The 26,715-nt window shown below is 62.2% G+C and carries 24 protein-coding genes; 14 read left to right on the top strand and 10 right to left on the bottom strand.

What is annotated here, in order from left to right; translation table 11 throughout:
- Positions 1-12: 12 nt before the first annotated feature.
- From aceE to DOM32_RS16670, 6 genes are all read left to right on the top strand, one after another.
- Positions 13-2,703, top strand: coding sequence for a pyruvate dehydrogenase (acetyl-transferring), homodimeric type (gene aceE / locus DOM32_RS16695; RefSeq protein WP_110636651.1), 2,691 nt, complete (start codon positions 13-15; stop codon positions 2,701-2,703).
- Between the two features lie 126 nt (positions 2,704-2,829).
- Positions 2,830-4,941: a dihydrolipoyllysine-residue acetyltransferase gene (gene aceF / locus DOM32_RS16690; protein ID WP_110636648.1), complete on the top strand. Its 2,112-nt coding sequence runs from the start codon at positions 2,830-2,832 to the stop codon at positions 4,939-4,941.
- Positions 4,942-5,231: 290 nt separating this feature from the next.
- Positions 5,232-5,888 carry an adenylate kinase gene (gene adk / locus DOM32_RS16685; protein ID WP_071230268.1) on the top strand — a complete coding sequence of 219 codons (657 nt, stop codon included), beginning with the start codon at positions 5,232-5,234 and terminating at the stop codon, positions 5,886-5,888.
- A gap of 116 nt (positions 5,889-6,004) precedes the next feature.
- Positions 6,005-6,694: a tRNA (adenosine(37)-N6)-threonylcarbamoyltransferase complex dimerization subunit type 1 TsaB gene (gene tsaB, locus DOM32_RS16680; protein WP_071230269.1), complete on the top strand. Its 690-nt coding sequence runs from the start codon at positions 6,005-6,007 to the stop codon at positions 6,692-6,694.
- Between the two features lie 51 nt (positions 6,695-6,745).
- A complete protein-coding gene (locus DOM32_RS16675; RefSeq protein WP_110636646.1) occupies positions 6,746-7,543 on the top strand; it encodes an undecaprenyl-diphosphate phosphatase in 798 nt (265 codons plus the stop codon).
- On the top strand, positions 7,531-8,310 hold the full coding sequence (locus tag DOM32_RS16670) for a class I SAM-dependent methyltransferase (protein ID WP_110636642.1): 780 nt from the start codon (positions 7,531-7,533) through the stop codon (positions 8,308-8,310). The genes DOM32_RS16675 and DOM32_RS16670 overlap by 13 nt, the downstream gene beginning before the upstream one ends.
- On the opposite strand, the gene DOM32_RS16665 is transcribed toward DOM32_RS16670, so the two are convergent.
- A complete protein-coding gene (locus DOM32_RS16665; protein ID WP_110636727.1) occupies positions 8,252-9,223 on the bottom strand; it encodes a DMT family transporter in 972 nt (323 codons plus the stop codon). The two genes, DOM32_RS16670 and DOM32_RS16665, sit on opposite strands and share 59 nt — an antisense overlap.
- A gap of 233 nt (positions 9,224-9,456) precedes the next feature.
- Between DOM32_RS16665 and DOM32_RS16660 the strand changes: the two genes are divergently transcribed.
- The 4 genes from DOM32_RS16660 (at position 9,457) to nspC (ending at position 12,901) form a co-directional block, all read left to right on the top strand.
- A complete protein-coding gene (locus DOM32_RS16660; protein WP_071230273.1) occupies positions 9,457-9,708 on the top strand; it encodes a CsbD family protein in 252 nt (83 codons plus the stop codon).
- 205 nt (positions 9,709-9,913) lie between these two features.
- Positions 9,914-10,237 (top strand): YnfA family protein, encoded by a 324-nt coding sequence (locus tag DOM32_RS16655; protein WP_110636639.1) that lies wholly within the window; start codon positions 9,914-9,916, stop codon positions 10,235-10,237.
- 287 nt (positions 10,238-10,524) lie between these two features.
- Positions 10,525-11,724, top strand: coding sequence for a saccharopine dehydrogenase family protein (locus tag DOM32_RS16650; RefSeq protein ID WP_110636636.1), 1,200 nt, complete (start codon positions 10,525-10,527; stop codon positions 11,722-11,724).
- A gap of 7 nt (positions 11,725-11,731) precedes the next feature.
- Positions 11,732-12,901 (top strand): carboxynorspermidine decarboxylase, encoded by a 1,170-nt coding sequence (gene nspC, locus DOM32_RS16645; protein ID WP_110636633.1) that lies wholly within the window; start codon positions 11,732-11,734, stop codon positions 12,899-12,901.
- Positions 12,902-12,958: 57 nt separating this feature from the next.
- Here the strand turns inward: nspC and DOM32_RS16640 are convergent, their stop codons facing one another.
- Positions 12,959-13,900 (bottom strand): LysR family transcriptional regulator, encoded by a 942-nt coding sequence (locus tag DOM32_RS16640; RefSeq protein WP_110636631.1) that lies wholly within the window; start codon positions 13,898-13,900, stop codon positions 12,959-12,961.
- 14 nt (positions 13,901-13,914) lie between these two features.
- Entirely contained in the window at positions 13,915-14,346 is a 432-nt protein-coding gene (locus DOM32_RS16635) for a MerR family transcriptional regulator (protein WP_110636628.1), read from the bottom strand.
- Between the two features lie 60 nt (positions 14,347-14,406).
- Here DOM32_RS16635 and DOM32_RS16630 point away from each other — a divergent pair, with 60 nt between their 5' ends.
- Positions 14,407-15,108, top strand: a complete 702-nt coding sequence (locus DOM32_RS16630; RefSeq protein ID WP_244179963.1) for a cation efflux transmembrane domain-containing protein — start codon at positions 14,407-14,409, stop codon at positions 15,106-15,108.
- A gap of 78 nt (positions 15,109-15,186) precedes the next feature.
- On the opposite strand, the gene DOM32_RS16625 is transcribed toward DOM32_RS16630, so the two are convergent.
- The 4 genes from DOM32_RS16625 to DOM32_RS16610 form a co-directional block, all read right to left on the bottom strand.
- Positions 15,187-15,456, bottom strand: a complete 270-nt coding sequence (locus tag DOM32_RS16625) for a DksA/TraR family C4-type zinc finger protein (RefSeq protein WP_110636625.1) — start codon at positions 15,454-15,456, stop codon at positions 15,187-15,189.
- 110 nt (positions 15,457-15,566) lie between these two features.
- The gene (locus DOM32_RS16620) at positions 15,567-16,070 is read right to left on the bottom strand and encodes a universal stress protein (protein WP_071230280.1); all 504 of its coding nucleotides are present in this window, start codon (positions 16,068-16,070) and stop codon (positions 15,567-15,569) included.
- Between the two features lie 180 nt (positions 16,071-16,250).
- On the bottom strand, positions 16,251-17,363 hold the full coding sequence (locus DOM32_RS16615) for a L,D-transpeptidase (protein WP_110636622.1): 1,113 nt from the start codon (positions 17,361-17,363) through the stop codon (positions 16,251-16,253).
- Between the two features lie 113 nt (positions 17,364-17,476).
- Positions 17,477-18,304 (bottom strand): murein L,D-transpeptidase catalytic domain family protein, encoded by an 828-nt coding sequence (locus DOM32_RS16610; protein WP_244179960.1) that lies wholly within the window; start codon positions 18,302-18,304, stop codon positions 17,477-17,479.
- 231 nt (positions 18,305-18,535) lie between these two features.
- Here DOM32_RS16610 and DOM32_RS16605 point away from each other — a divergent pair, with 231 nt between their 5' ends.
- A complete protein-coding gene (locus DOM32_RS16605) occupies positions 18,536-20,008 on the top strand; it encodes a carbon starvation CstA family protein (RefSeq protein WP_071230283.1) in 1,473 nt (490 codons plus the stop codon).
- Between the two features lie 181 nt (positions 20,009-20,189).
- On the opposite strand, the gene DOM32_RS16600 is transcribed toward DOM32_RS16605, so the two are convergent.
- The 3 genes from DOM32_RS16600 to DOM32_RS16590 all read right to left on the bottom strand — a co-directional run bounded on the left by DOM32_RS16600 (position 20,190) and on the right by DOM32_RS16590 (position 24,898).
- Positions 20,190-22,427 carry an NADP-dependent isocitrate dehydrogenase gene (locus DOM32_RS16600; RefSeq protein ID WP_071230284.1) on the bottom strand — a complete coding sequence of 746 codons (2,238 nt, stop codon included), beginning with the start codon at positions 22,425-22,427 and terminating at the stop codon, positions 20,190-20,192.
- Positions 22,428-22,708: 281 nt separating this feature from the next.
- Complete coding sequence (locus DOM32_RS16595; protein ID WP_110636619.1) at positions 22,709-23,782, bottom strand: lactonase family protein; 1,074 nt, start codon at positions 23,780-23,782, stop codon at positions 22,709-22,711.
- Positions 23,783-23,887: 105 nt separating this feature from the next.
- Positions 23,888-24,898: a DNA topoisomerase IB gene (locus tag DOM32_RS16590; RefSeq protein ID WP_071230286.1), complete on the bottom strand. Its 1,011-nt coding sequence runs from the start codon at positions 24,896-24,898 to the stop codon at positions 23,888-23,890.
- Positions 24,899-25,082: 184 nt separating this feature from the next.
- Between DOM32_RS16590 and DOM32_RS16585 the strand changes: the two genes are divergently transcribed.
- Positions 25,083-26,321 (top strand): DUF2254 domain-containing protein, encoded by a 1,239-nt coding sequence (locus DOM32_RS16585; protein WP_208625403.1) that lies wholly within the window; start codon positions 25,083-25,085, stop codon positions 26,319-26,321.
- Positions 26,322-26,408: 87 nt separating this feature from the next.
- A partial coding sequence (locus DOM32_RS16580; protein WP_338095140.1) for an AraC family transcriptional regulator occupies positions 26,409-26,715 on the top strand: 307 nt, incomplete at its 3' end.

Raw genomic sequence — 26,715 nt, 5'->3', positions numbered from 1 at the left:
GGAGAGTTGTCTATGAGTCTGGAGACACGAGAAGATCTCGATCCGGTCGAAACCACGGAGTGGTTGGATTCCCTGGCTTCGGTCGTCGAGCATGAGGGCGAAGAGCGCGCTCGATACATTCTGAGTCGGCTGGCGGACCGCCTGCGTCGCGATGGCTCTTCACCGCCGTTTTCCGGTACCACGCCGCACCGCAACACCATCCCCAAGCATCGTGAAGCCAAGATTCCCGGCGACATGTTCATCGAGCGCAAGATCCGCTCGGCGATTCGCTGGAACGCCATGGTGCAGGTCCTGCGGGCCAACAAGAAGCACAAGGGGCTGGGCGGTCACATCGCCAGCTACCAGTCGAGCGCCACGCTCTACGAAGTGGGCTTCAACCACTTCTTCCGCGCCGACAACGGCGACCACAAGGGTGATCTCCTCTACATCCAGGGGCACGTGACGCCGGGTATCTATGCGCGTTCGTTCCTGGAAGGTCGTCTGACTCAGGAGCAGATGGACAACTTCCGTCAGGAAGTCGACGGCAATTCGCTGCCGTCCTATCCGCACCCCTATCTGATGCCGGATTACTGGCAGTTCCCGACCGTTTCCATGGGTCTGGGGCCGATCCAGTCGATCTATCAGGCCCACGTGATGAAGTATCTGCATTCGCGTGAGCTGGAAGACATGAAGGACCGCAAGGTCTGGGCATTCCTGGGCGACGGCGAGTGCGACGAGCCGGAATCCCTGGGCGCGCTGCACCTGGCGAGCCGCGAGAAGCTCGACAACCTGATCTTCGTCATCAACTGCAACCTGCAGCGTCTCGACGGCCCGGTACGCGGCAACTCCCGCGTGATCGACGAGCTCGAGGGCGTTTTCCGCGGTGCCGGCTGGAACGTGATCAAGGTAGTCTGGGGCGGTCTGTGGGATCCGCTGTTCGAGCAGGACACCAAGGGCATGCTGCAGAAGCGCATGGACGAGGCGGTCGACGGCGAATACCAGAACTACAAGGCGCAGGGCGGCAAGTACACCCGCGACAACTTCTTCGGCAAGTACGAAGAGACCGCCGAGATGGTCAAGGGCTACTCCGACGAGGAGATCTTCCGTCTCAACCGCGGTGGCCACGATCCGCAGAAGGTCTACGCGGCCTACCATGAAGCGGTCAACAATGCCAACGGCCGGCCGACGGTCATCCTGGCGCATACCGTCAAGGGTTACGGCATGGGCGGCGGCCACGGCGAAGCCGACATGGAAGCCCACCAGATCAAGTCGATGGACGTCGATGCGCTGAAGGCGTTCCGTGATCGCTTCGGCATCCCGGTTTCCGACGAGCAGATCGAAAGCGGCGACATCCCTTACTACAAGCCCGCGGACGACAGCCCGGAGATGAAGTACCTGCATCTCCAGCGCGAGAAGCTCGGCGGTTTCCTGCCGGCGCGCAAGGCGGACTTCGAGGCGATGGAGATCCCCGCTCTCGACGACAAGATGTTCGCGACGCAGCTCAAGGGTACCGGCGATCGCGAAGTCTCGACCACGATGTCGTTCGTGCGCGTGCTCAATGGCCTGGTCAAGCACAAGCAGCTGGGCTCTCGCATCGTGCCGATCATCCCCGACGAAGCGCGTACGTTCGGGATGGAAGGCATGTTCCGTCAGCTCGGTATCTATGCCGCCGAAGGGCAGAAGTACGAGCCGATGGATGCCGGCCAGATCATGTATTACCGCGAGGACCGGAAAGGCCAGATCCTCGAGGAAGGCATCACCGAGGCCGGTTCCATGTCCGCCTGGATCGCGGCGGCCACGTCCTATGCCAACCATCACCTGCCGTTGATTCCGTTCTATATCTACTACTCGATGTTCGGCTATCAGCGAATCGGCGATCTGGTCTGGGCCGCGGGTGACCTTCAGGCGCGCGGCTTCATGGTCGGCGGCACCGCTGGCCGTACCACCATCAACGGTGAAGGCCTGCAGCACCAGGACGGTCACAGCCATATCCTGATGTCCACCGTGCCGACCTGCCGCGCTTACGATCCGTGCTACGGTCACGAGCTGGCGGTCATCATGCAGGACGGTCTGAAGCGGATGTTCCAGGACAAGGAAAACTGCTTCTACTACCTGACCGTGATGAACGAGAACTACTCGCACCCGCAGATGCCGGAAGGTAGCGAAGAGGGCATCGTTCGCGGCATGTATCTGCTCAAGTCGGGCGAGAACGCCGGCAAGAAGAAGGCGCCGCGGGTTCAGCTCATGGGCAGCGGCACTATCCTGCGCGAAGTCGAAGCGGCGGCCGAGCTGCTGGCGGAAGACCACGGCGTGGTGGCCGATGTCTGGAGCGTGACCAGCTTCAACGAACTGCGTCGCGAAGCGCTGGAATACGATCGCCAGCAATTCCTCGACTACGATGAGAAGCGCGAGAAGCCGTGGGTCGTCCAGCAGTTCGACGGTGTCGAAGGGCCGGTCATCGCCTCGACCGACTACATGAAGCTCTACGCCGATCAGATCCGCGCCTGGGTGCCGACCGACTTCCATGTCCTCGGAACCGATGGCTTCGGCCGGTCGGATACCCGTGAGCAGCTGCGTCGCTTCTTCGAAGTCGACCGCTACTACGTGACGATTCAGGCACTGCGTGCGCTGGCCAAACGCGGCGAAATCGACGTCAAGGTCGTCAACGATGCCATGAAGAAGTACGGCATCGATCCCGCCAAGCCCAGCCCTCTGTTGTCTTGAGCCCTGCGGTTGGTCTGGACCGGAGTATCACGTCAAGGCGCTGCCGCCCTGCGGGGCGGTAGCCAGATTGCCTGAGTGAGTCGACCTGCCCCCGGGCAGGTCGACAGATGATAAAGGAGCGCGACCTTGAGTAGCGAAATCATCAAAGTTCCCGACATCGGCGGCAGCGACGATGTCGAAATCATCGAGATCGCGGTGAGCGTCGGCGATGTCATCTCCGCCGAAGACACCATGATCACGCTGGAATCCGACAAGGCCAGCATGGACGTTCCCGCGCCGAAAGGCGGCAAGGTCGTCAAGATTCTGGTGAAGGAAGGCGACACCGTCTCCGAAGGCGACGACATCCTCGAGCTCGAAGCGGAAGGCGAGGGTGACGACGCTGGCCAGGATGACGCCGAAGAAGCGTCCTCCGGCAAGAGTGCCGAAGAAGCCGAAACCGACGATGCCAGCGGCGAAGCCGAGAAATCGGAAAAGCCGCACGGAAAGTCGAAAAAGTCTTCCGGCGGCGGCAAGCGTACCGTCGAGATCAAGGTGCCGGACATCGGTGGCAGCGAAGGTGTCGAGATCATCGAAGTCGCCATCAGCGAAGGCGACGAGATCAGCGAAGAAGACACCTTGATCACGCTGGAGTCCGACAAGGCCTCCATGGACGTGCCGAGCCCCTACAGCGGCAAGATCGTTTCGCTGTCGGTCAAGGAAGGCGATAGCGTCTCCGAGGGCGACCTGATCGGCACCATGGAAATCGCCGGCGAAGGCGACGATGAAGACGACGCCGACGAAACTGCCTCGACAGAGGAATCCGATAGCACCGACGGTGCCGAGGAACAGGGCAGCGCGGAACAGGACGCCGAAGATCAGGGCGAAGAAGAAGGCGGTGACGAAGGTGGCCGCAAGGAAATTCGCGTCCCTGACATCGGTGGCAGCGAAGGCGTCGAGATCATCGAGGTCGCGATCAGCGAAGGCGACGAGATCAACGAAGAAGACACCTTGATCACGCTGGAGTCCGACAAGGCCTCCATGGACGTGCCGAGCCCTTACAAGGGCAAGGTCGTCGAAGTGTCGGTCAAGGAAGGCGACAGTGTCTCGGAAGGCGACCTGATCGGCTATGTCGAGGTGGCCGGCGCTCCGGGGGCGGGCGCCAAGAAGCCGGCGAAGAAGCCGGCCGAAAGCGGTGCCAAGAAGGGCGGTGAATCGAAGCCGGCCCCGGCCAAATCCGACGCCGGCAAGCAGTCCGACGCCAAGCCGCAGAAGGACGTCAGCGGTGAACCGAGCCCGGAAGCCCGTCACAAGCATGGTGACGACAAGACCGAAGGCGCCCACGTTCACGCTGGGCCAGCCGTGCGCAAGCTGGCTCGCGAGTTGGGAGTCGAGCTGAGCGAGGTCAAAGGCTCCGGTCCCAAGGGCCGCATCCTGAAGGATGATGTCGATGGCTTCGTCAAGCAGGTGATGAAGCAGCGCAAGAGCGGCGGCGGTGCTGCGCCTGCAGCGGCCACCGGTGGGGCGGGCATTCCGCAGGTGCCGGCGATCGATTTCAGCCAGTTCGGCGAGATCGAAGAGAAGCCGATGAGTCGTCTGATGAAGGCAGGTGCCAACAACCTGCATCGCAGCTGGCTCAATGTGCCGCACGTCACGCAGTTCGACGAAGCGGACATCACCGAGCTCGAGGCTTTCCGCAAGTCGATGAAGGCCGAGGCGGAGTCTCAGGGTGCCAAGCTGACGCCGCTGCCGTTCATGATCAAGGCGTGTGCCTATGCGCTGCGCAAGTTCCCGCAGTTCAACTCGAGCCTGCATCCGGACGGCGACAAGCTGATCATCAAGCATTACGTGCACATCGGCGTGGCGGTCGATACGCCGGATGGGCTGATGGTGCCGGTGATTCGCGACGCCGACAAGAAGTCGCTGATCGACCTGGCCAAGGAGTCGGTCGAGCTGGCGAAGAAGGCCCAGAACAAGAAGCTGTCTCGCGAGGAGATGAGCGGTGCCAGCTTCACCATCTCGAGCCTGGGCTCGATCGGGGGCACGGCCTTCACGCCGATCGTCAACACGCCGGAGGTGGCGATTCTGGGTGTCTCCAAGTCGTCGATGAAGCCGGTCTGGAATGGCAGCGAGTTCGCGCCGCGGCTGATGCTGCCGCTGTCGCTCTCCTATGACCACCGGGCGGTCAACGGTGCCGATGCGGCACGCTTTACCGCCTTCCTGGCACAGGTGCTGTCCGATATCCGCCGTATGCTGGTCTGATTCAGCGAGCGGATCCATCGAACGCCAACGGCTCCTTCGGGGGCCGTTGGCGTTTTTCGTGAGCCATTGGCATTTTTCGTGGATTGCGGCGCGAACATCGATAGGGTGGAAGTCGTCGATGCACTCTGTCATACCGCCGTGTCGACAGTGTGTTAGGCCAAGCGAGTCTTGTGCGCCAACCGATCGGCAGGTATCGTCTTGAGCCATTGACAGTGTCGTCTGCGTTGCGCCTTTAACGCCGCTGCCGGTCTGAAAATCGATACCATTCTTCACTTCAAGGAGCTGTATCAATGCGTTTGATCCTCTTGGGCGCCCCTGGCGCTGGCAAGGGTACCCAAGCCCAGTTCATCTGCGAGCATTTCCACATCCCGCAGATTTCCACCGGCGACATGCTGCGCGCCGCGGTGAAGGAAGGCAGCGAGCTGGGGCTCAAGGTCAAGGAGACGATGAACAGCGGCGGCCTGGTGTCGGACGATCTGATCATCGCCTTGGTCAAGGAACGCATTGCGCAGCCCGACTGTGCCAACGGTTTTCTGTTCGACGGCTTCCCGCGCACCCTGCCGCAGGCGGATGCGATGAAGGATGCCGGCATCAAGCTAGACCATGTGGTGGAAATCGCCGTCGACGACGAGGAGATCGTCAATCGTCTCTCCGGGCGTCGCGTTCATCCCGACTCCGGCCGTGTCTATCACGTCGACTACAAGCCGCCCCAGGAAGAGGGCAAGGATGACGTGACCGGCGAACCGCTGATCCAGCGCGACGACGACAGCGAAAAGACCGTGCGTCATCGTCTCTCCGTCTATCACGATCAGACCGAACCGCTGATCGGCTATTACCAGGAGTGGGCGGCGAAGGATGCCGAAGCCGCGCCGGCCTATCATCGCATCGCGGGTGTCGGCAGCGTCGACGAGATTCGCGATCAGGTGCTTGCCGCACTGGAATCCTGAGAGACGAACGCAGGATCGTCTGTCTTTCGCTCCGCCTTCTGGCGGAGCGATCGTTTTGATCTCCTGATGGCGATATACTCGCCGACTTCTTTTTGCTGCCACTCTCCGAGAAGCCGATGCCGACGTTACTGGCGCTGGACGCCTCTTCCACTGCCTGTTCCTGTGCGCTGATTCGGGACCAGCTCATCGTTCAGCGTTTCGAAATCGCCCCGCGCGAGCATACGCGCCTGTTGTTGCCGATGGTCGACGAGGTGCTGGCGGAAGCGGGGGTGTCGCTCGGTCAGCTCGACGCTATTGCGTATGGGCAGGGGCCGGGCTCGTTCACTGGCCTGCGGATTGCTGCCGGCATCGCTCAGGGGCTCGCCTACGGTGCCGACCTGCCGCTGATGGGCATCTCGACCCTGGAGGCGCTGGCGCTGGCGGCCCATCGCAAATGGCACGCCCGTCATGTGATCGCGGCACTCGACGCCCGCATGGACGAGATCTATGTGGGCGCTTATCACTGCCTCGATGGCGTTCTGACCGTTGCCCTCGAGGAGCGAGTCATGCCGCCTTCGCAGCTGCGGCTGCCCAAGACCGACCATGCCATCGAGTGGTTGGGGATAGGCAGCGGTTGGCAACTTTTGTCCGGCATCCCTGTCGACGTACAGGCTGCACTGGCGCAAACCCTCCCCGACGAACTACCGGCGGCGGAGGATCTCGTTCGTCTGGCTGCCACGTCATGGGAGCGTGGCGCGCGAGGCAGTGCGCCTCACGAGGTCATTCCCGTCTATCTGCGCGATGAGGTCGCGTGGCGTAAGGCGTGACAGTTCGAGGCCCATTTGAATGGCCTCTTCGTACAAGGATATCGAAAGATAATGGATGCTTTTCAACTGGCAGTACTTGCCATCATCCAGGGCTTGACGGAATTTTTGCCCATTTCCTCTTCCGCTCATCTCATTTTACCGTCTCAGCTGTTTGGCTGGTCCGATCAGGGGCTGGCCTTCGATGTCGCCGTCCATATCGGTTCTCTGGGCGCCGTGCTGTTCGCTTTTCGTCAGGAGATCTGGCGTATCCTCCACGCCTGGTTCACCCAGTTCGGCGAGCGTGGGCAGACGCCCGAAAGCCGTCTGGGATGGGCGGTCATCGTCGCAACCGTTCCGGCGGTGATCATCGGTCTGCTGATCGAGGATTGGGTCGAGAGCGCAGGGCGATCGGTGCTGGTCATCGCCACGACGACGATCGTTTTCGGCGTGCTGCTGGGGATTGCCGACAAGCGCGGCAGCCGGGTACGACCGATCGAGAAGATGACGCTCAAGACCGCGCTGCTGATCGGACTGGCTCAGGCCATCGCTCTGATTCCCGGCACTTCGCGTTCGGGCATCACCATGACTGCCGCGCTGATGCTCGGTTTCACACGTCAGGACGCGGCACGTTTCTCGTTCCTTCTCTCGATCCCGCTGATTCTGGCGGCCGGGTCGCTCAAGGGGCTCGAACTGGTACAGTCCGGTACGCCAACCCAATGGCATGAAATTCTGCTCGGCGTGGCATTGTCGTTCGTGGCCGCCTGGCTCTGCATCAAGCTGTTCCTGGCCGCGCTGGACAGGATCGGCATGATGCCGTTCGTGATCTACCGCCTGTTGCTCGGGGTCGCGCTGTTCGTATGGGCGACGTGAGCGGCAACGTGCCGTTGGTCGTGGTTGGCGAGTCGCTGACCGACCTGGCCGAACGCTATGGGCTGCCCTGGGCGCCGTCGGCGCCGGAGAGCGGGCTGGCCTTGCAGCGCGCCGAGCATGGCCTGGAGATCGCTGGCGACCCCAAGCGCTATGGCCATCCGATACGGGCGGATTTCGTCTCCGGTGCAGCGGCCCATCGCCGCCGCTTCGGTGGCGGTCGCGGCCAGCTCGTCGCCAAGGCCTGTGGTTTCGGCAAGGGCGTGGTGCCCCGGATCGTCGATGCCACCGCCGGCCTTGGGCGGGACGCTTTCGTGCTGGCATCCCTGGGAGCCGAGGTTTTGATGATCGAGCGCGTGGCGGCGGTTCACGCCCTGCTGGATGCCGCATTGACGCAGGCAAAGGCTGACGAGGAAGTCGCCGAGATCGCCGGGCGTCTTTCGCTACGGCACGCCGATAGCGCAATGGCGCTGACGGAGGCGGTGCGCGACTGGCCGCACGCTCCCCAGGTCGTGCATCTCGATCCGATGTTTCCGCATCGCGAGAAGTCGGCGCTGGTCAAGAAAGAGATGCGCGTCTTTCGCGAACTGGCCGGGGATGACGACGACGCTCCGCGCTTGCTGGAAGCGGCGCTGGATGTCGCCACGCATCGCGTGGTGGTCAAGCGCCCCCGCAAGGCGCCTCCCATCGAGGGGCCGCCGCCGCAGCACGTCATCGAGGGGAAGACGAGTCGCTATGACCTCTATGTGCATCGTTCACTGAAATCTTGAGGCCCGGCTTGGGCGAGTCCGGCTGGCTCCGATGACGCTTGAACAGGATCAGCCAGAGCGCGATCCCGATGAACAGACCGCCGACAGCATGGGCCCAGGTGACCTGCTCGCCGAGAAAGAGCGTGCCCCACAATACCCCGAACATCGGCACCAGCATGGTGACCGTCAGCGGCTTGATCGGCCCCAGCGCTTCGACGAGCCGGAAGTAGAGCAGGTAGGCCAAAGAGGTACAGGCAAGGCCCAGCGCCACGACGGCCCACCAGACGTTGGCCGACGACCAGAGGCGTGTACTGTCGTCCAGCCATAACTGCGCGACCATGAAAGGGCTCAGCAGCAGTGTGGCACCAAGCTGCGATCCCAGGGCGATCAGGCGGGAGTCGAGGCCGCCTCGCTGCGCGATCCAGCCTTTCACCAGGAACCCGCTGAGTCCGTAGCAGCCAGCCGCCACCAGGCAGGCCCCAGCGCCGATCACCAGTCCACCGCTGATCGCCACCGGGCCGGTGCCCACCAGCACACCGACGCCAAGCATTCCCGCCGCAACCCCTATCAGTCGATCTCGTGTCAGTGGTTCATGAAAATGGATGGCGCCGATAACGACACCCATCAACGGTGTCGAGGCGTTGAGCATCGCTGAATAGCCGGCGGGCAGATACTGCGCCGCAATGCAGAACATGCCAAACGGGATGCCGGAATTGATCATGCCGATCGCCAGCGTTGCCTTGAACTTGCCGTCGAAGCGCCAGCTCGTGCGCAGGAGCACCAGGATCATCACCAGCCCCAGCGTCCCCAGGAACACCCGAAAGAAGGCGGTCGGGAACGCCCCTAGTGCTGGCGTTGCGATACGCATGAACAGAAAGCTGGCGCCCCATAGAGCGGATAGCAGCAGCAGGCGGCCAAGCGATGATAATGGCATGTCGAAAGGGTCTCCGAACGTGATCGCGGCTAGCGTAACCGGGTCGTCCGTCGCTGTCTGGTCGTTTTCGGCATTGGCGTCTGGCAATGGATGCGTAATCGGGTTTGCCGACACGACGCGGTCGGAGAACGGTTCATTGCCGATCGGAGAATTTTGTCGAGATCCCGCAAGACAACTATGCTCAAGGATCAGCGGAACGACTCCGCTGCAATAACCGTGATCAAGGAGCCGAGATGTACGAAGATCAAGTGAAAGGACGCACCGAAGAGCTCAAGGGCCATGCTCAGGAAGCTGTCGGCAGCTTCACCGAAGATGACGACCTGCGTCACGAGGGCAAGGCGCGCCAGACTGCGGGGAAGTTGCAGGCCAATTACGGCGAGAAGCTCGACGAAGTCCGTGAAGCTACCGTCAAGAACCCGATCAGCGCGTTGGCGATTGCTGGCGGCGTAGGCGTCTTTCTGGGGATTCTTCTCGGTCGACGTTGAGACCTGCCCCCGAATGGTTTGCCAACAGATGGCTTTCGACCCCGGCGCCAGGCCGGGGTCGCCGTTTGAGTTCATCGTGTACTCGTCGCTTGAAACGGGCAACGACGCGCGAGCTTTTCGCTATCGGTACACCAGCCAACGGAGCTTGCAGGATCGTGAATGAGACTGGAAAGTGTCTTGCTCGTTACCACATGGGCCGTTCGCTGTGTTGACCCCACTCATTTATCTCGCCGCGGCAGTGGCAGAAATCGCCGGCTGTTTCGCCTTCTGGGCATGGTGGCGGCTGGATCGATCGCCCCTGTGGATGGTTCCCGGCGTCATGGGCCTGATGCTGTTCGCCTGGCTCTTGACCCTGGTGGATAGCGACTACGCCGGCCGCGCTTATGCCGCCTATGGCGGCGTCTATATACTCACGTCGCTATTGTGGCTATGGGTTGTCGAACAGCGCATGCCCGATCGGTGGGACGTGGCCGGTGCGACGATCTGTCTGGTCGGCGCAGGTGTCATACTGTTCGGGCCGCGTGGTTGAGAGGCGCCGGGAGGCATGGCATTGCCCGGACGTTGGCGCCCAATACGGTGGTCACGAGCCGCCACTGAAATCCGCTGACATTTGACGCGAAAAAGTCTTGAGGCCAGTCTCTGACGAGGTCATTATCTGCGGCCTCTCGACGGTCCCCCGTGGATCGGGCGGGGGACCAAGACCGGGGTGGCATCGGGTCGGGGTGCGCTGAAGAGTTGCCCACTTATTTGACAAGCCCTTGACCACTACCGATAAGACCTTATCACTGTTGACTTTTCCCGATCTGGAAGGAATTCATGAGCAAAGTCCTGATTGTTGGTGCCGGCGGCGTCGGTGGTGTCGTGACCCATAAGTGTGCACAGCATCCCGAGGTGTTCAGCGAGATCTGTCTTGCCAGCCGCAACGAAGCCAAGTGCAAGGCGATCGCCGAGCAGTTGCCGCGTCCGATCCAGACCGCCCAGGTCGATGCCGACAGCGTCGAAGCCCTGGTCGCGCTGATCGAGTCGTTCAAGCCGGACATTCTGATCCATGTGGCCCTGCCGTATCAGGACCTGACCATCATGGAAGCCTGCCTGCAGACCGGCGTGCCGTATCTGGATACCGCCAACTACGAGCATCCGGACGAGGCCAAGTTCGAATACAAGGAGCAGTGGGCGTTCCAGGATCGCTATGCCAAGGCGGGCGCGATGGCCACGCTGGGCTGCGGCTTCGATCCGGGCATGACCAACATCTACTGCGCCTATGGTCAGAAGAACCTGTTCGACGAGATCCATCGCATCGACATTCTGGATGCCAACGGTGGCGATCATGGCTATCCGTTCGCGACCAACTTCAACCCGGAGATCAACATTCGCGAGATCACCGCGAATGGCCGTTACTGGGAAAAAGGCGAATGGATCGAGACCGCGCCGCTGGCCGAGAAGCGCAAGTTCGACTTCGACGGCATCGGCGAGAAGGACATGTATCTGCTCTATCACGAAGAGCTCGAATCGCTGTCCCAGAACATCAAGGGACTGGAACGCATTCGGTTCTGGATGACCTTTTCCGAGAAGTACATCACGCATCTGAAGGTGCTCGAGAACGTCGGCATGACCAGTATCGAACCGATCAAGGTCGATGGCGTCGAGATCTCTCCGCTGCAATTCCTCAAGCAGGTACTGCCGGATCCGGCCTCGCTCGGCCCGCGCACCAAGGGCAAGACCAACATCGGCGTCATCCTCGACGGCATCAAGGATGGCAAGCGTCGCAAGGTGTACATCTACAATATCTGCGATCACGAGAAGTGCTACGAGGAAGTCAAATCCCAGGCGATCTCCTACACCACCGGCGTGCCGGCGGTGACGGGCGCGATGCTGATGCTGCAAGGCATCTGGAAAGGCGAGGGCGTGTTCAACGTCGAACAGCTCGACCCCGACCCGTTCATGGAGCGCATCGGCGAGATGGGGCTGCCGTGGCAGATGGTCGAGCTCGACCCCGACCAAGACCCGCTGGCCTGAGCACGAGATGACTGACATTTCCAAGGCCGAAGGCTATCCCTTCGACATTAGCGCTTGCCCGTCACCGGCCTACGTGGTCGACGACGCCTTGCTGCGCCGCAATCTGGAGCTGCTGGGCCGGGTGCAGGCCGACAGTGGCGCCAGGATCCTGCTGGCGCTGAAGGGGTTCGCCATGTGGAACACCTTCCCGCTGGTCAGCCAGTATCTGGTTGGGACCACCGCCAGCGGGCAGGACGAGGCCCGCCTCGGCGCCGAGACGTTCGGCGGCGAGGTGCATGTCTATTCTCCGGCGTTTACCGCGCCGGAAATGGATGTGGTGCTGCGTTACGCCGATCATCTCAGCTTCAATTCGCCGCGTCAGTGGCGTCATTTCCGCGAAACCGTGCAAGCGGCGCCGCGCAAGGTATCGTGCGGGCTGCGCGTCAATCCCGAGCACTCCACCGGCGAGGTTGCGCTCTACGATCCCTGTGCTGCGGGCTCGCGTCTGGGCACGCGGGCGGCGGATCTCTCCTCGGAAGATCTCGTCGGGCTGGAGGGGCTGCATTTTCACGCCCTGTGCGAGCAGAACAGCGATGCGCTGGAAGAGACGCTGGCGGCGTTCGAGGCCAGGTTCGGGCAGTATCTGGGCGAGCTTCGCTGGGTAAACTTCGGCGGCGGCCACCACATCACGCGTGCCGACTACGATGTCGAGCGGCTGGTACGGGTGATTCGCGAGTTCCGGTCGCGCTATCCGCATCTGGAAGTCTATCTCGAGCCGGGTGAAGCGATCGCCCTCAACACGGGTTATCTCGTCTGCACCGTGCTGGATATCGTCGAGAACGACGGCCCCATCGCGATTCTGGACACCTCGGCGACAGCGCATATGCCCGACGTGTTGGAGATGCCGTATCGGCCGGAAATCATCGGTGCCGCCAGACCTGGCGAGAAGGCGCACACCTATCGCCTGGGCGGCACGACCTGCCTGGCCGGTGACGTGATCGGCGATTACGCGTTCGATGCGCCGCTCGAGATTGGCGATCGCTTGGTCTTCACCGACATGGCGCACTACACCATGGTCAAGACCACGACGTTCAACGGCATCCGGTTACCGTCGATCTGCCGGATCGACGAAAAGAGCCGGGAGATTCGCACGGTCAAGACCTTCGGCTACGTGGACTACATGCAGCGGCTGAGTTGATCTCGAACGAACGACACGCCGTACCGACGCCTCGCACCTGAAATGCGGGGCGTTTTTTCATGGCTGGACGGGCGCGTGTTGCGCCGCCGCGAGGGGCGGAGATGACTGGTACTGTGTGATGATATCCAGCAGCTCCTGGCCAAAGCTGGGTAGAACATGATCTTCGCGGATCAGCACGCTGCGTTCCCGGTACGCCCAGGCGTCGCTCAAGTGGCGCACGCTCAGTCGCATGTGGTCCCGATAGCGCAAGGCGCAGGATTCCGGGAGAATCCCGACGCCGACGCCGGCCTCGATCATGCGGCACGCCGATTCGAAACCGAACACCTGAATCCTGACCGGCAGCGGCTTGCCGAACTCCAGCGCCTTGCTTTCCAGATAGTGGAAGAGCGTGCTGCCTTCATGCAGCGTGACATGCGGGTAGTCCAGGGCGTCTTCGTAGGTGATTTCCTCGCGCTCGGCCAGGGGGTGGTCGAGCGGGGTCGCCAGTACCAGCCTGTCCCGGCTGAACGGCAGGGTCTTCAACCGCGAGGGCACGTCGACACCGACCATGATGCCGAGAATACCCATGTCGGCGGTGCCGTCGAGAACGCCGCGAATGATGTCGTTGGTCAGGCGCTCCTGCAGATCGACAGTGATGCCGGGGCGAGACGCGAGGAAATCGGCGAGCACCTCGGGCATGAACTCGATGACGGCCGTCGTGTTGGCGAATATCCGCAGATGGCCGACGGTATCGCTGGCGTAGCCGGAAAATTCGCTCTTGACGCGCTCGACCTGGCGCAGGATGAGGCGCGCATGTTGCAGCAATCGCTCGCCGGCGGGCGTCAGTTCGACCCCCTGGCTGCTGCGGTAAAACAGCCGACTCTCCAGTTGCGCCTCGAGCGACTTGATTCGGCCACTGACCGCCGCCGTCGAGAGATGCGCGCGCTGGGCGCCTGCCGTCAGGCTGTTCTCTTCGGCGACATGAACGAAGATGCGCAGGTCAGCAAGATCGAAATGCATGGGATCGGGTTCCTTCAGCGCTCGGTGGGTCGCGACAGCGACTCGATGATCTTGCATTCGCCGATGGTCTCGGCCCGACAGGCTCTTTCCAGACGATCCAGCTCCTGCTCCAGCGCCTGGAGATCCCGAATGCGGTCGCGGACATGCTCGCGCTGCTGATGGATGATGGCATCCACCTGGTGGCAGGGGGCCTCGCGTTCATCCGAGAGCCGCAGCAGCGCTCTGATGTCGTCGAGACCCAGCCCCAGGTGACGACAGCGCCTGATGAAGCGCAGACGGTCCCGTTCGACCGACGAATAGAGCCGATAGCCCGACGCCGTACGCGTGGCGGCGGGCAACAGATCCGCCTTCTCGTAGTAACGAATGGTGACCGCTTTCACGCCGGTCAGCCTGGCAAGCTGGCCGATCGTGTAGGGCTCGGGCGGGGTGGCACAGGCATGATTCATCGGCTTGACTCTATAGCGACTATAACCCCGATCCTATCAGGAGTGATGAATGTGAGTGTAATGATGGATGCCTGCTGCGAAAACAAATCCAGTGAACTGGCCCTGTTGCGTGAGCGTCAGGCAAAGGTGCTTTACGCCGTACTGGCGATCAACGGGCTCATGTTTCTGTTCGAGTTCATCGCCGGCTGGGTCATCGGCTCGACGGCCTTGCTGGGGGATTCGCTCGATATGTTCGGCGATACCACCGTCTACGCGCTGACGCTGTATACGCTGCATCGCAGCGACCGGGAGAGAGCGACGGCCAGCCTGGTGAAGGGCGGCTTCATGCTGATATTCGGTGTCGCCGTGATCGGCGAGGCCATCTACAAGAGCGTGGCGGGCGCCGCACCCACGGCAGAGGCGATGGGAGTCGTCGGGGTGATTGCACTGATGGCGAACAGCATCTGCTTTTTGATGCTCTATCGCTTTCGCAGCGACGACATCAACATGCGCTCGACCTGGCTTTGCTCGCGCAACGACCTGATCGCCAACACGGGCGTGATCATTGCAGCGGTGCTGGTTGGTGCCACCCAGACGCGCTGGCCGGACGTGGTGGTCGGCCTGATCATTGCCGGACTGTTTTTGCATTCCGCGTGGCGGGTGCTTGGCGAGGCATCACGAGAATGGCGTGAATCCGATCCTCATGCGGTCAAGGCGGGAAGTGAGGGGAGCGAATCAGTCGCAAAGCGCGATACCTGTCAGCAGTCATCGTGCTGCCGCTGACAGATATTGGCTTATTGCCCAGCGTGAGCCGGCAAGCTTTTTCGGCAATCGTGCAGGCGGCGATCCATCGGGGAGCGGTCAACGTAGCTGGCTGTCTTTGCTACCGCGACGATTGTAATTGGTGCGATGGGTCTGGTGGCGGTCCGCTTCAGTCTGACAGGCGATGCACAGCCGAACGCCAGGTACCGCCTGACGTCGAGCCTCCGGGATTGGCGCCTCGCACGCTTCACAGATCGCCAGGCTGGGGCCGTGGTTTTGCAGTCGTTGGCGGGCTTCCTGAATGCCGTCTTCGACGGTGCTGTCGATCTGCTCCTGCACTGCGCCATCTTTCGCCCAGCCGCTAGCCATGAATGCTCTCCTTTTGAATCCTGTCGGCACGCTCTGGTCTCATCGACCATGGCGCCAGAGGGTCATGTTTCGCAAGACCGCCATGATATCGCCCGCGCGTAGCGCCGGGGTCAGTCGACATCGACGAACTCATGGGTCGCTCGAGTGGCATGCTGGTGCGGCGTCTCATGTACACAGATGACGCGACACTTGGCAACGTGCGTCACCTTGTGCGATACGCTGCCGATCATCAGGCCTTTGAACTGTCCTACGCCACGGCTGCCCATCACGATGGCATCGACGCCCAGCCGTTCGGCTTCGGAAACGATAACGCGCGCTGGCGACCCCTGCTTGACGAGGAGATCGAACTCGCCGTTATAGCCGGGGAAGGAGGGGAGGGTATCCAGCGCGGCATCGAGAATGGCGCGGCCTTCCCGGTTGGCAGTCTCTACCGAGGCAGCCTTGATCGCCGCTTCGACACTCAATAATTCGGCGTCGTGCAGCTGGGGGTAGGGATCGCGAACGTTCAACAGGTATAGCTTCCCCTGTACCGGTGCTGCCAACTGGCAGGCGACGTTGAGCGCAATGTGGGAATCCTCGGAACCATCGATAGGGACCAGCAGCGACTTGAACATGGGCACCTCACCGTCGTGAAAGCGTCGAGCGAAAGCGCTCGGGTACCGCCTGGTCTCTGATCGTCGACGCGCGGCGGCTCGCCGACTTGCTTTGCGACTATCAACATATGCCATCCACGAGGAATGTCATAGTGAATAAATGTCGCACGACATGACGCGTCTTGACCGGCCTCGAAGCCCCTAGCGGCCCGTACCGGCATGACGCTGCGTTGCGACATCGTCCAGCCAACTGCGAGGGCCGACGCTGTCGATGACGCGCAGTGACTCGCCACTGCTTTCGGCGGTGAGATGAGCGTCGGTGGCGACCAGCACGGTGCCCGGTTCCAGCAGGGGCAGCACCTTCCGTTTGAAACCCTCCGGCACGATCACCTGATTGACGATGTCGGCCGGCACCGCCTGGCCGGCTTCAGCTTCGTAGCCCGGTACGCCAATCGCAATCCACGTCGGCAGGGGTAGCTTACGCAGATATGCTTCATTCTCTTGAAGGCTCTGCTGCGGGCTCGGGGGCTGGAAATGCCCCTCGACGATATAGGCACGGGTACCCGTCATGATGTCGGGGCGGCCAAGCTCGACGCGCGAGCGTCCGATCTCGACGCCGTTGCGATAGACCACGATCATGCGGTCGCTGCGGCTCAATACCATGGAGACCGGGCCTTGGGTGGGCGGATCCATGACCCAGCGCCAACTGCTTCCACTGGCCAGCATCGGCATATCGATATCGGCACCGGTGTCGGCGTCGATGGGGCTCAACGGGCCCGGATGAACGACGGAGACGGGCGCCTGGCCCTCCTGTGCCACGACAACGGTCATGCCGATATTGGAAGCATCGAACAGCAGGCGTGCAAATTCGCTCGGCAGATGAATACAGCCGTGAGACTCGGGATAACCCGGCAGGCCACCGGCATGTAGCGCCACGCCGTCCCAGGTCAGGCGTTGCTGATAAGGCATCGGCGCGTTGCCGTAGAGATTGGAGCGGTGGTCCTTGTCTTTCTGCAGCACGGTAAAGACACCGGTCGGCGTTTCGTAGCCTTCGCGACCACTGCTGATCGTGGTCACACCGATCAGGATGCCGTTGCGATAAACATAGGCGCGCTGTTCGGTCAGGCTGACGATGACGGCCATTGGCCCGCCGCGCTTGTCGTCGCCGCCCCAGATCCAGGCGCCCGGCGCGAGGTGGTCTACCGGTATGTCGACGGGGCTGGACTGCTTCTCGCCCCAGAAGGGCACCGCGAAGCTCGTTGACGAGACCAGCAGGGCGGCGGTCAGTAGCAGTATGGTTCCAAGACGCGACATGCTGGCTCCCCCAACGGTCTTCTCTTTCTCGATCTCGTGCGTGTTCTCGAGTCGTACGCATTATCAATGTCGTACGCGCTAGCCGGTCTGGCAATCCGCTGGCGCGAATCGGGTCAACGCGAGCTGAGGAAAGTGTCGTCAGGACTTTCGCGATCGTCGATACGGGCCTGAGCGCACTGCGCCAGTGCCGAATGCATCAACCACTCCCGCTCGGGGTAATAGGAGAAGACGAACTGGCCTTCCTTGAGAACATCGATGACGTCACCAGCGACATCCGGGCGCAGGGCAGGACAGCCCCAGCTTCGCCCCAGCCGGCCCTGGCGTTCGCCGCTTTCAGGATCGACGTAATCGGCGCCATGGATCACGATGGCGCGACTCATGGCGGCGTCGTTGAAGCCGGGTTCCAGTCCGTCCAGACGCAGCGAGTAGCCGTTCTTGCCTTCATAGGTCTGGCGAGTGACGAACAACCCCAGGCTCGAGGCATGCGAGCCTTCCTCATTGGAGAATCGGTCCGGAATATCGCCGCCCGAGCCTTGGCCGTGCGCCACGACTTCACGGTATAAAAGCTTGTCGTGCTTCAGGTCGAAAACCCACAGACGCGGTGTCAGCGAAGAACGGCTGTAATCGATGACCGCGAGGCGCTGTGCCTGTTCGCCCACGCCGTGGCGCTGCGCGCACTGCATGGTCGCAAGCCCGAGGGCGATGACATCCGGGTCCGCATCCGGAGCGAGACGCTCGAGCGATGTCGCGGTGAGCCGAGACACCGTGTCGGCACGAGCCAGAAGGTCGGATGAGGCTGGTGGTGTCGCCGCGACCGCGGGTGCGGCCAGAATCGACGCCATGCCGCCTACCAGGAAGGACAAGGCAACCGAGCGGGATACCGAAGCCAGTGAGCGGGATACCGAGGTCGGCAGGGGTAGCGAAAAAGAGAGATTGATCATCGAAGCAGGACGAACCGCGCCGCTGGAGGGTCTTCAGCATGCGGGACGATGCGAAGCTAGGCAAGCACTGCGAGGTGGGGTTATGCCACTAAAGTCTAGATGTCATTACTTAGCCTTCTTCGTAAATTGGCGCGGATAACCAAGCCGCGACCGTTATCGGTCCGCCAAACGTACCGATAAAAGCACCTGCCGGATGCCCACAAGGCGTTCTTTCTGCTCCAGGGACCCTAGATGATCACATTCATTGCATCGATCCTGCTATTGATAGTGGGCTACTTCACGTATGGAAAATTCGTGGAACGCGTGTTCGTGACCGACCGCAAGCGCCGCACGCCTGCGTTCACCATGCGCGACAACATCGACTACGTGCCGATGAACACGACGCGCAACTCGTTGATTCAACTGCTCAACATTGCTGGTGTGGGCCCGATTTTCGGTCCTATTCTCGGCGCTCTCTACGGGCCGGTGGCGTTCTTCTGGATCGTGATCGGCTGTATCTTCGCCGGCGCGGTGCACGACTATCTGACGGGCATGATCTCGATCCGCAACCATGGCGCGCATCTGCCGCAACTGGCCGGCAAGTTCCTGGGCAAGGTCATGAAGCACGTCGTCAACGGCTTCGCCATCCTGCTGCTGCTGCTGGTGGGCACCGTGTTCGTGACGTCTCCTGCGGCACTGCTGGCCAACATGACGCCGCTGTCGATCACGCTGATCACCATGGTGATCTTCGCCTACTATCTGCTGGCAACGCTGCTGCCGATCGACAAGATCATCGGGCGCATCTATCCCTACTTCGGTGCGCTACTGCTGTTCAGCGCGCTGGGTATCGGTCTCGGCATGATCTTCACTGGCGCGCCGATCCCCGAGCTGTCGTTCCAGAACATGCATCCGCAGGGCGCTCCGATCTTCCCGCTGCTGTTTCTGACCATCTCCTGCGGGGCGCTGTCGGGCTTCCACGCTACCCAGACGCCGATCATTTCGCGGACGACCGAGAACGAAGGCAATGGCCGCAAGATCTTCTACGGCATGATGATCACCGAAGGCGTCATCGCGATGATCTGGGCGGCAGCCGCCATGAGTCTGTTCCATGGCGATCAGTCGCTGTCGGACGTGCTGGCGGCTGGCGGCCCGGCGGCGGTGGTCAGCGAAGTTTCCACCACCATGCTGGGCGCCATTGGCGGTACGCTGGCGGTTCTCGGCGTCATCGTGCTGCCGATCACCTCCGGCGACACGGCATTTCGTAGTGCGCGCATGATCATCGCCGACTACCTGAAGATCGATCAGCGTCCGCTGGTGAAGCGTCTGCTCATCGCTGCACCGCTGTTCGTGGTCTCCTACGGGTTGACGCACATGGACTTCACGCTGCTGTGGCGCTACTTCTCCTGGGCCAACCAGACCACGGCCGTCATCGCGCTGTGGGTTGCGACCATGTACCTGGTGCTGGCGCGTAAACCGCATCTGATCACGTCGATTCCGGCGACGTTCATGACCATGGCGACTTTTACCTATCTCGCCTATGCACCGATCGGTTTCGGCCTGTCGCTGCAGATGAGTTACGTCGTGGCTGCCATCGGTACGTTGATCTGCATCGCGCTGTTCATGAAGCGCGTACGCCGCCTGAGCGGTGGCCTCTTCGCCGTCGACGAACCGGAAGTGCCGACCTTCAAGGATGGCAAGCCGGCCGAGGCACTGGCGGCCAACTGATTCGACAGGCCGTCTCAGCAGACCGGCTGAAGCAAACGGGCCCGTGCCNNGGCACGGGCCCGTTTCTTTTTGGTCTCGTACTGCTTGGTCTTGTACTGCTTGGTCTTGTACTGCTTGGTCTCGTACTGCCGAAGCAGGATGAGCCGATGACCGGCTCGGCAACACCGAGCCGGTCAGTCGATCACGACGCCTGGTAGAGCTTGTTCAGCGCGGCGTTGAGCGTCTTGCTGGGACGCATGGCTTCGCTGACCAGTTCGCCGTTGGGGTGGAAGTAGCCCTTGATGTCCACCGGCTTGCCTTGCACGGCATTGAGCTCGTCGACGATCGTCTTCTCGTTGTCGCCGAGCGTCCTGGCGATCTCTTCGAACAGCGACTTCAGCTCGCTGTCCTCGGTCTGCGCGGCCAGTTCCTTCGCCCAGTAGAGCGCCAGGTAGAAGTGGCTGCCGCGGTTGTCGAGCTCGCCGACCTTGCGCTTGGGAGACTTGTCGCTGTCGAGGAATTCGCCGTTGGCGCGGTCCAGCGTGGCTGACAGGATCTTGGCGCGAGCGTTGTCGAAGGTGCTGCCGAGATGCTCGAGCGAGGCCGCCAGCGCCAGGAATTCACCCAGCGAGTCCCAGCGCAGGTGGTTCTCTTCCAGGAACTGCTGGACGTGCTTGGGCGCGGAGCCGCCGGCACCGGTCTCGAACAGGCCGCCGCCGTTCATCAGCGGCACGATGGAGAGCATCTTGGCGCTGGTGCCGAGTTCCATGATCGGGAACAGGTCGGTCAGGTAGTCGCGCAGCACGTTGCCGGTCACCGAGATGGTGTCCTCGCCCTTGCGGATACGTTCCAGCGAGACCTTCATGGCCTCGACCGGCGCCAGGATGCGGATATCCAGGCCACTGGTGTCGTGATCCTTGAGGTAGGTCTCGACCTTCTCGATCAGCTTGGCATCGTGGGCGCGGTTGGCGTCGAGCCAGAAGATCGCCGGAGCGCCGCTTTCGCGGGCACGGCTGACGGCCAGCTTGACCCAGTCCTTGATCGGCGCGTCCTTGGTCTGGCACATGCGCCAGATGTCGCCGGCTTCGACGTCATGGCTGAACAGTGTCTGGCCGTTTTCGTCGGTGACGACGACGGTGCCGTCGGCCGGAATCTGGAACGTCTTGTCGTGGGAACCGTACTCTTCGGCCTTCTGTGCCATCAGGCCGACGTTGGGTACGCTGCCCATGGTGGTCGGGTCGAAGGCGCCGTTCTTCTTGCAGTCCTCGATCACCGTCTGGTAGATCGTGGCGTAGCAACGGTCCGGAATCACTGCCTTGGTGTCATGCAGCTGATCGTCGGCGCCCCACATCTTGCCGGAGTCGCGAATCATCGCCGGCATGGACGCGTCGATGATCACATCGGACGGCACGTGCAGGTTGGTGATGCCCTTGTGGGAGTTGACCATCGCCATCGGCGGGCGCTCTTTGTAGAGGGCGTCGATGTCGCTCGTGATCGCGTCGCGCTGTTCGCTCGGCAGCGACTCGATGGCGCTGTAGAGATCGCCGATACCGCTGTTGGGGTTGAAGCCGGCCGTCTTGAGGGCGTCGGCATGCTTCTCGAGGACGTCCTTGTAGAACTCTTCGACCACGATGCCGAACATGATCGGGTCGGAGACCTTCATCATGGTTGCCTTCAGGTGCAGCGAGAACAGCACGTTGCGCTTCCTGGCGTCCTTGATTTCGCTGTCGATGAAGTTGCGCAGGCGGCGGCTGCTCATGCGTGCAGCGTCGACGACTTCGCTTTCCTTGACCGCGAGGCCTTCTTTCAGCGTGATGCGGGTGCCATCTTTCTGCTGCAGTTCGATCTTGAGCTTGCCGGCCTTGGCGATCACGGCGGACTGCTCGCTACCGTAGAAGTCGCCTTCGTTCATGTGGGCGACATGAGACTGCGACTCGCTGCTCCACTCGCCCATGCGATGCGGATATTTGCGGGCATAGTTCTTGACCGACTTCGGCGCGCGACGGTCGGAGTTGCCTTCACGCAGCACCGGGTTGACCGCGCTGCCCTTGGCCTTGTCGTAGGCCGCCTTGATCGCTTTCTCTTCGTCGTTCTTCGGCTCGTCCGGGTAGTCCGGCAGGGGATAGCCCTGGCTCTGCAGCTCCTTGATCGTGGCCTTGAGCTGGGGGCCGGAGGCGCTGATGTTGGGTAGCTTGATGATGTTGGCTTCCGGCGTCGTGGCCAGTTGGCCGAGCTCGGCCAGATCGTCGCTGACGCGCTGCTCGTCGCTGAGCAGATCCGGGAACTGCGCCAGGACGCGCGCAGCCAGGGAAATATCGCGAGTCTCGACCGTGATGCCGGCAGTCCCGGTGAAGGCTTCGATGATCGGCAGCAGAGAGTAGGTGGCCAGGGCAGGCGCTTCGTCAGTCAGGGTATAGATGATCTTCGGCGTATTGGACATGTCTATTCGTTAACCTCTCTTTGGCAATGGCACGAAGTGTCGAGCGCTTACGGAAACGTGAATGCGCGTCGCGCTCCCTGGGTGGACCGATGGGTGGTTCGATCCGTGGAGCGCGATGCACCGCGATGGCGGCCTTCGAGACCCTGGTGAAGGGCGCCATCGCGATCTGAACTCGGTCGCGGCATCGACGATCGAAAGTTGTCGACAACCTGCGGTCGCGCCAGAGTATACCAGCGCCACGTGACCAACGCATTCACGCGGCGCTGCGCGGCGCGTTCCGTTCAGGGGAAGGAAACGATTTCCACCCAGTTGGTCTTGTTGCCGGTCGGCGCGTCGCTGACATGAACCAGTTCGCCGCTGGTCGGCTCGATGCGGTAGAGCGCCAGGTGATCGCTCAATTCCCCGGAGGCCACCAGATAGCGGCCGGTGGGGTCGATCTCGAAGCCGCGAGGCTGCTTGACGGTGGGCTGGTTACCGACGAAATGCAGTTCGCCGGAATCCGGATTGGCCCGCAACGTACTCAGCGTGCTGCTGGTGCGCTCGGAAAGGTACAGATGACGGCCGTCCGGAGTGATGTGCAGGTCGGCCGCCCAGATGCGTGGCGTCTCGTCGCCGTCAGGAATCTCTTCCTGAGGCATGCCTGGCGCCAGATTCATCCCTTCGGGAAGCCCTTCGCAGATGGCGATCTGGGTCAGGGTTCCGTTTTGCGCGTCGAGTTCGAAAGTCGTGACGGTAGCGCTGAATTCCCCCAGGACATAGACGAACCGACCGTTGGGCGAGAACACGAAATGACGCGGGCCGGTGCCGTCGGCCGTGCTGGCCGCGGGCGGGTCATTGGGGACGAGGGCGCCATCGGCGAAATGGAACTGGGCCAGCCGGTCGTCGCCCAGGTTGGTGGCGAAGACATGGCGATTGTCCGGCGTGGCCAGGATCGCATGGGCGCGGCTGCCGGTCTCCAATGTCTGCGTGGCATCGCCGGCGACGCCGTTGTCATCGATGGGGCTTACGCTGACCAGATTGCCGCCGTAGGAGGCCGCCAACAGGTAACGCCCGGAGCGATCGGTCGCGATATAAGCCATGCTGCCATAGAGCGCGCCACTGCCGAGCGGGGTCAGGGCGCCGGTGCCCGCTTCGATGCGATAGCTCAGCACGCGCAGCGGATCGCTGCGGATGGCGGCGTAGAGCGTCTGCTTGTCGGGGCTGATGGCCAACGGCATGACGTTTTCGGCCGCCTCTGTCGTGGCCAGCGGGATCAGCCGTTCGGTCTGGCGATCCAGGCGATAGCTGCCGATGGTTCCGTCGCCTGCGTTGGCGGCGTAGACGACGGTATCGATAGCAGGTTCGGCTGGGTTCATGGCGCTTTCCTTATCTTTATGAAGAGAGCTTGATAGACAAACTTTCCTTTTAGCATCGCCGGCGTGCCGGCGTCGATTGCCGATAAGTCGTGCCCGCCGTTATCGTCAGCGCTTCGCCTCGAGCCGGCTCTGCAGCAGATTGAGTATCGCGCGCTCGTCCGGCCCGGTCAGCTCGTCGTCCTTTTCCAGTTCGGTTTCCACCAGCTTGCGGAAATGATCCAGCGTGCGTCCGTCGAGATAGCTCTCCACGACACGCGGATCGATGTAGCTTGCCTTGGCGATGCTCGGCGTATTGCCCAGCGTCCTGGCGACCCGCTCGACGGCCTGGCGAACGTTTTTCTCGTTGATCTTGTCGTTCTCGCCCGGGCCGACCTCCTCCAGCGCCAATGCGGCGATCGAGGTGCCGGCCCAGGTACGAAAATCCTTGGCGCTGAAGCGTTCGCCCATGACCTCATGGATGTAGTCGTTGAGATCATGACTGTCGACCCGGACTTTGTGGCCGTCTGCGTCGAAGTACTTGAATATCTCGTAGCCGGGAATGTCGTCGAGCTCGGCGACGATCTTCGCCAGACGCTCGTCTTCCACCACGCGGTGCTGTTGCTGCCCGCTCTTGCCCTGGTAGTCGAAGATCAGTTCGTCACCTTCGATGGTCAGGTGTTTCGAGCGCATGGTGGTCAGGCCGTAGGAGTGGTTCTCCTCGCGATAGCGCTCGCTGCCGGGGCGAAAATAGGCGCCATCGATCAGCCTCACCATGCAGGCGAGCACTTTCTCCCGCGGCATGCCGTCGAGCGCGAGGTGCTGGCCGGTCGTTCGGCGCATGGGCGTGAGGCGCTGCGCGAATTCGATCATCCGATCGAACTTGAGTGCCTCTCGTTTCTCGCGCCATTTGGCGTTGTAGATGTACTGCTTGCGACCGGCCGCGTCGCGACCGGTGGCATGGATGTGGTGACGCTTGTCGAGCACGATCTCGACGTCACGCCAGGCCGGTGGAATTGCCAGCGAGCCGATCCAGTCGCGCCAGGCCTTGTCGGTCATCGTCTTGCCATTCTGCAGGCGATAGGTGAAACCCTTGCCGCAGCGATGACGGGTCGCCCGCCGGGGGGAGGTCGTGGTCATGGCAAGCTCCTTTTGCCGGAACCGATCGATGTCGTCCGCCGTCGGTGGCGGAACAGGTTCGAGATCAGAATAGACCAGCCTCGGCAAAAGGGTCGCCGTTGGCCCGTTTGACGTAGACTTGGCGTGATTCGATTCGTGGACAGGGGGCGAGATGACAGGGCGGTTTCAATGGATGTGGCGACGAATGCATCGTTCGCTGTGGTATCGCGCATCACTCTATTCGCTCGCGGGCGTCGTCACGGCGTTGATCGCCTGGGTCGCCACGCCTTGGCTGGGCATCCCCGCGGTGGTCAGCGTCGGGGCGAGCGCGGTGGACAGCATTCTCAATATCATCGCGTCGAGCATGCTGGCGGTGACGACCTTCTCGTTGAGCGCCATGGTCACTTCCTACGGTTCGGCGACCAGCAATGTCAGCCCGCGGGCGACGCTTTTGCTGATCGAGGATCGGGTCACGCAGAACACCCTGGCGACCTTCATCGGCGCCTTTCTGTTCAGCCTGGTCGGCATCGTCGCGCTGGCGGCCGGCATCTACGACGAAGACGGCCGCACGCTCCTGTTCGCTGCCACCCTCGTGGTCATCGTGCTGGTGGTCTATCAGCTCATCAAGTGGGCCGGCTATCTCACCCGCCTGGGGCGGGTCCGCGACACCATCGGCAAGATAGAAACCGCTGCCCGCGGCGCGTTCGAGAGGCGCATGGAAAATCCCTACCTGGGCGGCCAGGCGATGCCGGCGACCCTGCCACCGGATCTGGTGCCGGTGCGGGCGGGCAAGGTGGGTTACGTGCAGCACATCGATATGCCGCTGCTCGATTCGCTGGCGGAGGATGCGGCGGAGTCGATCTATGTCCAGGCGCTGCCGGGCACCTTCGTCGATACCCAGGCGGTGCTGGCCTTGACGCCAAAGCTGGGCGACGAGCGTGCCGAGAAGATCACGAGCGCCTTCACCGTCGGGCCGGCGCGACGCTTCGAGCAGGATCCGCGGTTTGGCCTCATCGTGCTGTCGGAGGTGGCTTCCCGCGCGCTCTCACCGGGGATCAACGATCCCGGCACGGCGATCGATGTCATCGGCTGCGGGGTGAGAGTGTTCACCCCCTGGCTGCAGCACGCCGCCGGCAGCATCGAAGAGAAGCCTCGGCCAGTGCGTCATGTCTACGTCGAGGCGCTCGACAGCGCGGATCTGTTCGACGACTTTTTCACTCCCATCGCTCGCGACGGTGCCAGTACGGTCGAGATCGGCATTCGTCTGCAGAAGGCGCTGAAAGCCCTGGCCGCGGTGGGCGACGACCACATCAAGCGTATTGCCCGCGAACACATGACGCTAGTGATCAAGCGATTCGATCAGGGGCTTGTGCTCGAGGAGGATCGGCAGCGCGTCAGAGAAATCGAGGCATCGGCTGTATCGGCGCTCGGGCCCGACCGGTAAGCAGGATATATCGTCCGGCATTTCGAGGGCGCGAAGGCGTCAATCTGTTCTGAAAACGACATCGAGAACCGCTGGTACGTGATGACCATGGACGGGGCACCCGTGCGGGCGAGCGACGGTATGCAGGTGACGCCGGATGCCAGCGCTCACTCACCGCTGAGGCTCGACTGGCTGGTGGTCTGCGGTGGTGTTGCGCCGCAGCGCTCGGTGACGCCGGCGCTGCTGACCTGGCTGCAGGGCCGCCAGCGCCAGCTGCGCCGGGTCGGCTCGGTGTGTACCGGCAGCTGGGCCCTGGCCCAGGCCGGTTTGTTGAACGGTTATGACGCCAGCATCCATTGGGAGTGCCTGGCCGCGATCCAGGAAGCATACCCGCGCACGACCTGGAGCACGCGGC

Origin of the sequence: Salinicola salarius (assembly GCF_003206135.1) — a bacterium.
In the GTDB taxonomy this organism is placed as follows: domain Bacteria; phylum Pseudomonadota; class Gammaproteobacteria; order Pseudomonadales; family Halomonadaceae; genus Salinicola; species Salinicola salarius.
This window is presented reverse-complemented; position numbering and strand designations above follow the sequence as displayed.

What these genes read in the sequence shown, in the direction of transcription:
- DOM32_RS16630 (WP_244179963.1), top strand. Translation starts at nt 14,407, where the DNA reads ATGATGGATGCCTGCTGCGAAAACAAATCCAGTGAACTGGCCCTGTTG.
- aceE (WP_110636651.1), top strand. Translation starts at nt 13, where the DNA reads ATGAGTCTGGAGACACGAGAAGATCTCGATCCGGTCGAAACCACGGAG.
- adk (WP_071230268.1), top strand. Translation starts at nt 5,232, where the DNA reads ATGCGTTTGATCCTCTTGGGCGCCCCTGGCGCTGGCAAGGGTACCCAA.
- DOM32_RS16600 (WP_071230284.1), bottom strand. Translation starts at nt 22,427, where the DNA reads ATGTCCAATACGCCGAAGATCATCTATACCCTGACTGACGAAGCGCCT.
- DOM32_RS16595 (WP_110636619.1), bottom strand. Translation starts at nt 23,782, where the DNA reads ATGAACCCAGCCGAACCTGCTATCGATACCGTCGTCTACGCCGCCAAC.
- DOM32_RS16605 (WP_071230283.1), top strand. Translation starts at nt 18,536, where the DNA reads ATGATCACATTCATTGCATCGATCCTGCTATTGATAGTGGGCTACTTC.
- DOM32_RS16665 (WP_110636727.1), bottom strand. Translation starts at nt 9,223, where the DNA reads ATGCCATTATCATCGCTTGGCCGCCTGCTGCTGCTATCCGCTCTATGG.
- DOM32_RS16620 (WP_071230280.1), bottom strand. Translation starts at nt 16,070, where the DNA reads ATGTTCAAGTCGCTGCTGGTCCCTATCGATGGTTCCGAGGATTCCCAC.
- DOM32_RS16585 (WP_208625403.1), top strand. Translation starts at nt 25,083, where the DNA reads ATGCATCGTTCGCTGTGGTATCGCGCATCACTCTATTCGCTCGCGGGC.
- DOM32_RS16625 (WP_110636625.1), bottom strand. Translation starts at nt 15,456, where the DNA reads ATGGCTAGCGGCTGGGCGAAAGATGGCGCAGTGCAGGAGCAGATCGAC.
- nspC (WP_110636633.1), top strand. Translation starts at nt 11,732, where the DNA reads ATGACTGACATTTCCAAGGCCGAAGGCTATCCCTTCGACATTAGCGCT.
- DOM32_RS16635 (WP_110636628.1), bottom strand. Translation starts at nt 14,346, where the DNA reads ATGAATCATGCCTGTGCCACCCCGCCCGAGCCCTACACGATCGGCCAG.
- DOM32_RS16590 (WP_071230286.1), bottom strand. Translation starts at nt 24,898, where the DNA reads ATGACCACGACCTCCCCCCGGCGGGCGACCCGTCATCGCTGCGGCAAG.
- DOM32_RS16640 (WP_110636631.1), bottom strand. Translation starts at nt 13,900, where the DNA reads ATGCATTTCGATCTTGCTGACCTGCGCATCTTCGTTCATGTCGCCGAA.
- DOM32_RS16675 (WP_110636646.1), top strand. Translation starts at nt 6,746, where the DNA reads ATGGATGCTTTTCAACTGGCAGTACTTGCCATCATCCAGGGCTTGACG.
- DOM32_RS16660 (WP_071230273.1), top strand. Translation starts at nt 9,457, where the DNA reads ATGTACGAAGATCAAGTGAAAGGACGCACCGAAGAGCTCAAGGGCCAT.
- tsaB (WP_071230269.1), top strand. Translation starts at nt 6,005, where the DNA reads ATGCCGACGTTACTGGCGCTGGACGCCTCTTCCACTGCCTGTTCCTGT.
- DOM32_RS16610 (WP_244179960.1), bottom strand. Translation starts at nt 18,304, where the DNA reads ATGATCAATCTCTCTTTTTCGCTACCCCTGCCGACCTCGGTATCCCGC.
- DOM32_RS16615 (WP_110636622.1), bottom strand. Translation starts at nt 17,363, where the DNA reads ATGTCGCGTCTTGGAACCATACTGCTACTGACCGCCGCCCTGCTGGTC.
- DOM32_RS16650 (WP_110636636.1), top strand. Translation starts at nt 10,525, where the DNA reads ATGAGCAAAGTCCTGATTGTTGGTGCCGGCGGCGTCGGTGGTGTCGTG.
- DOM32_RS16670 (WP_110636642.1), top strand. Translation starts at nt 7,531, where the DNA reads ATGGGCGACGTGAGCGGCAACGTGCCGTTGGTCGTGGTTGGCGAGTCG.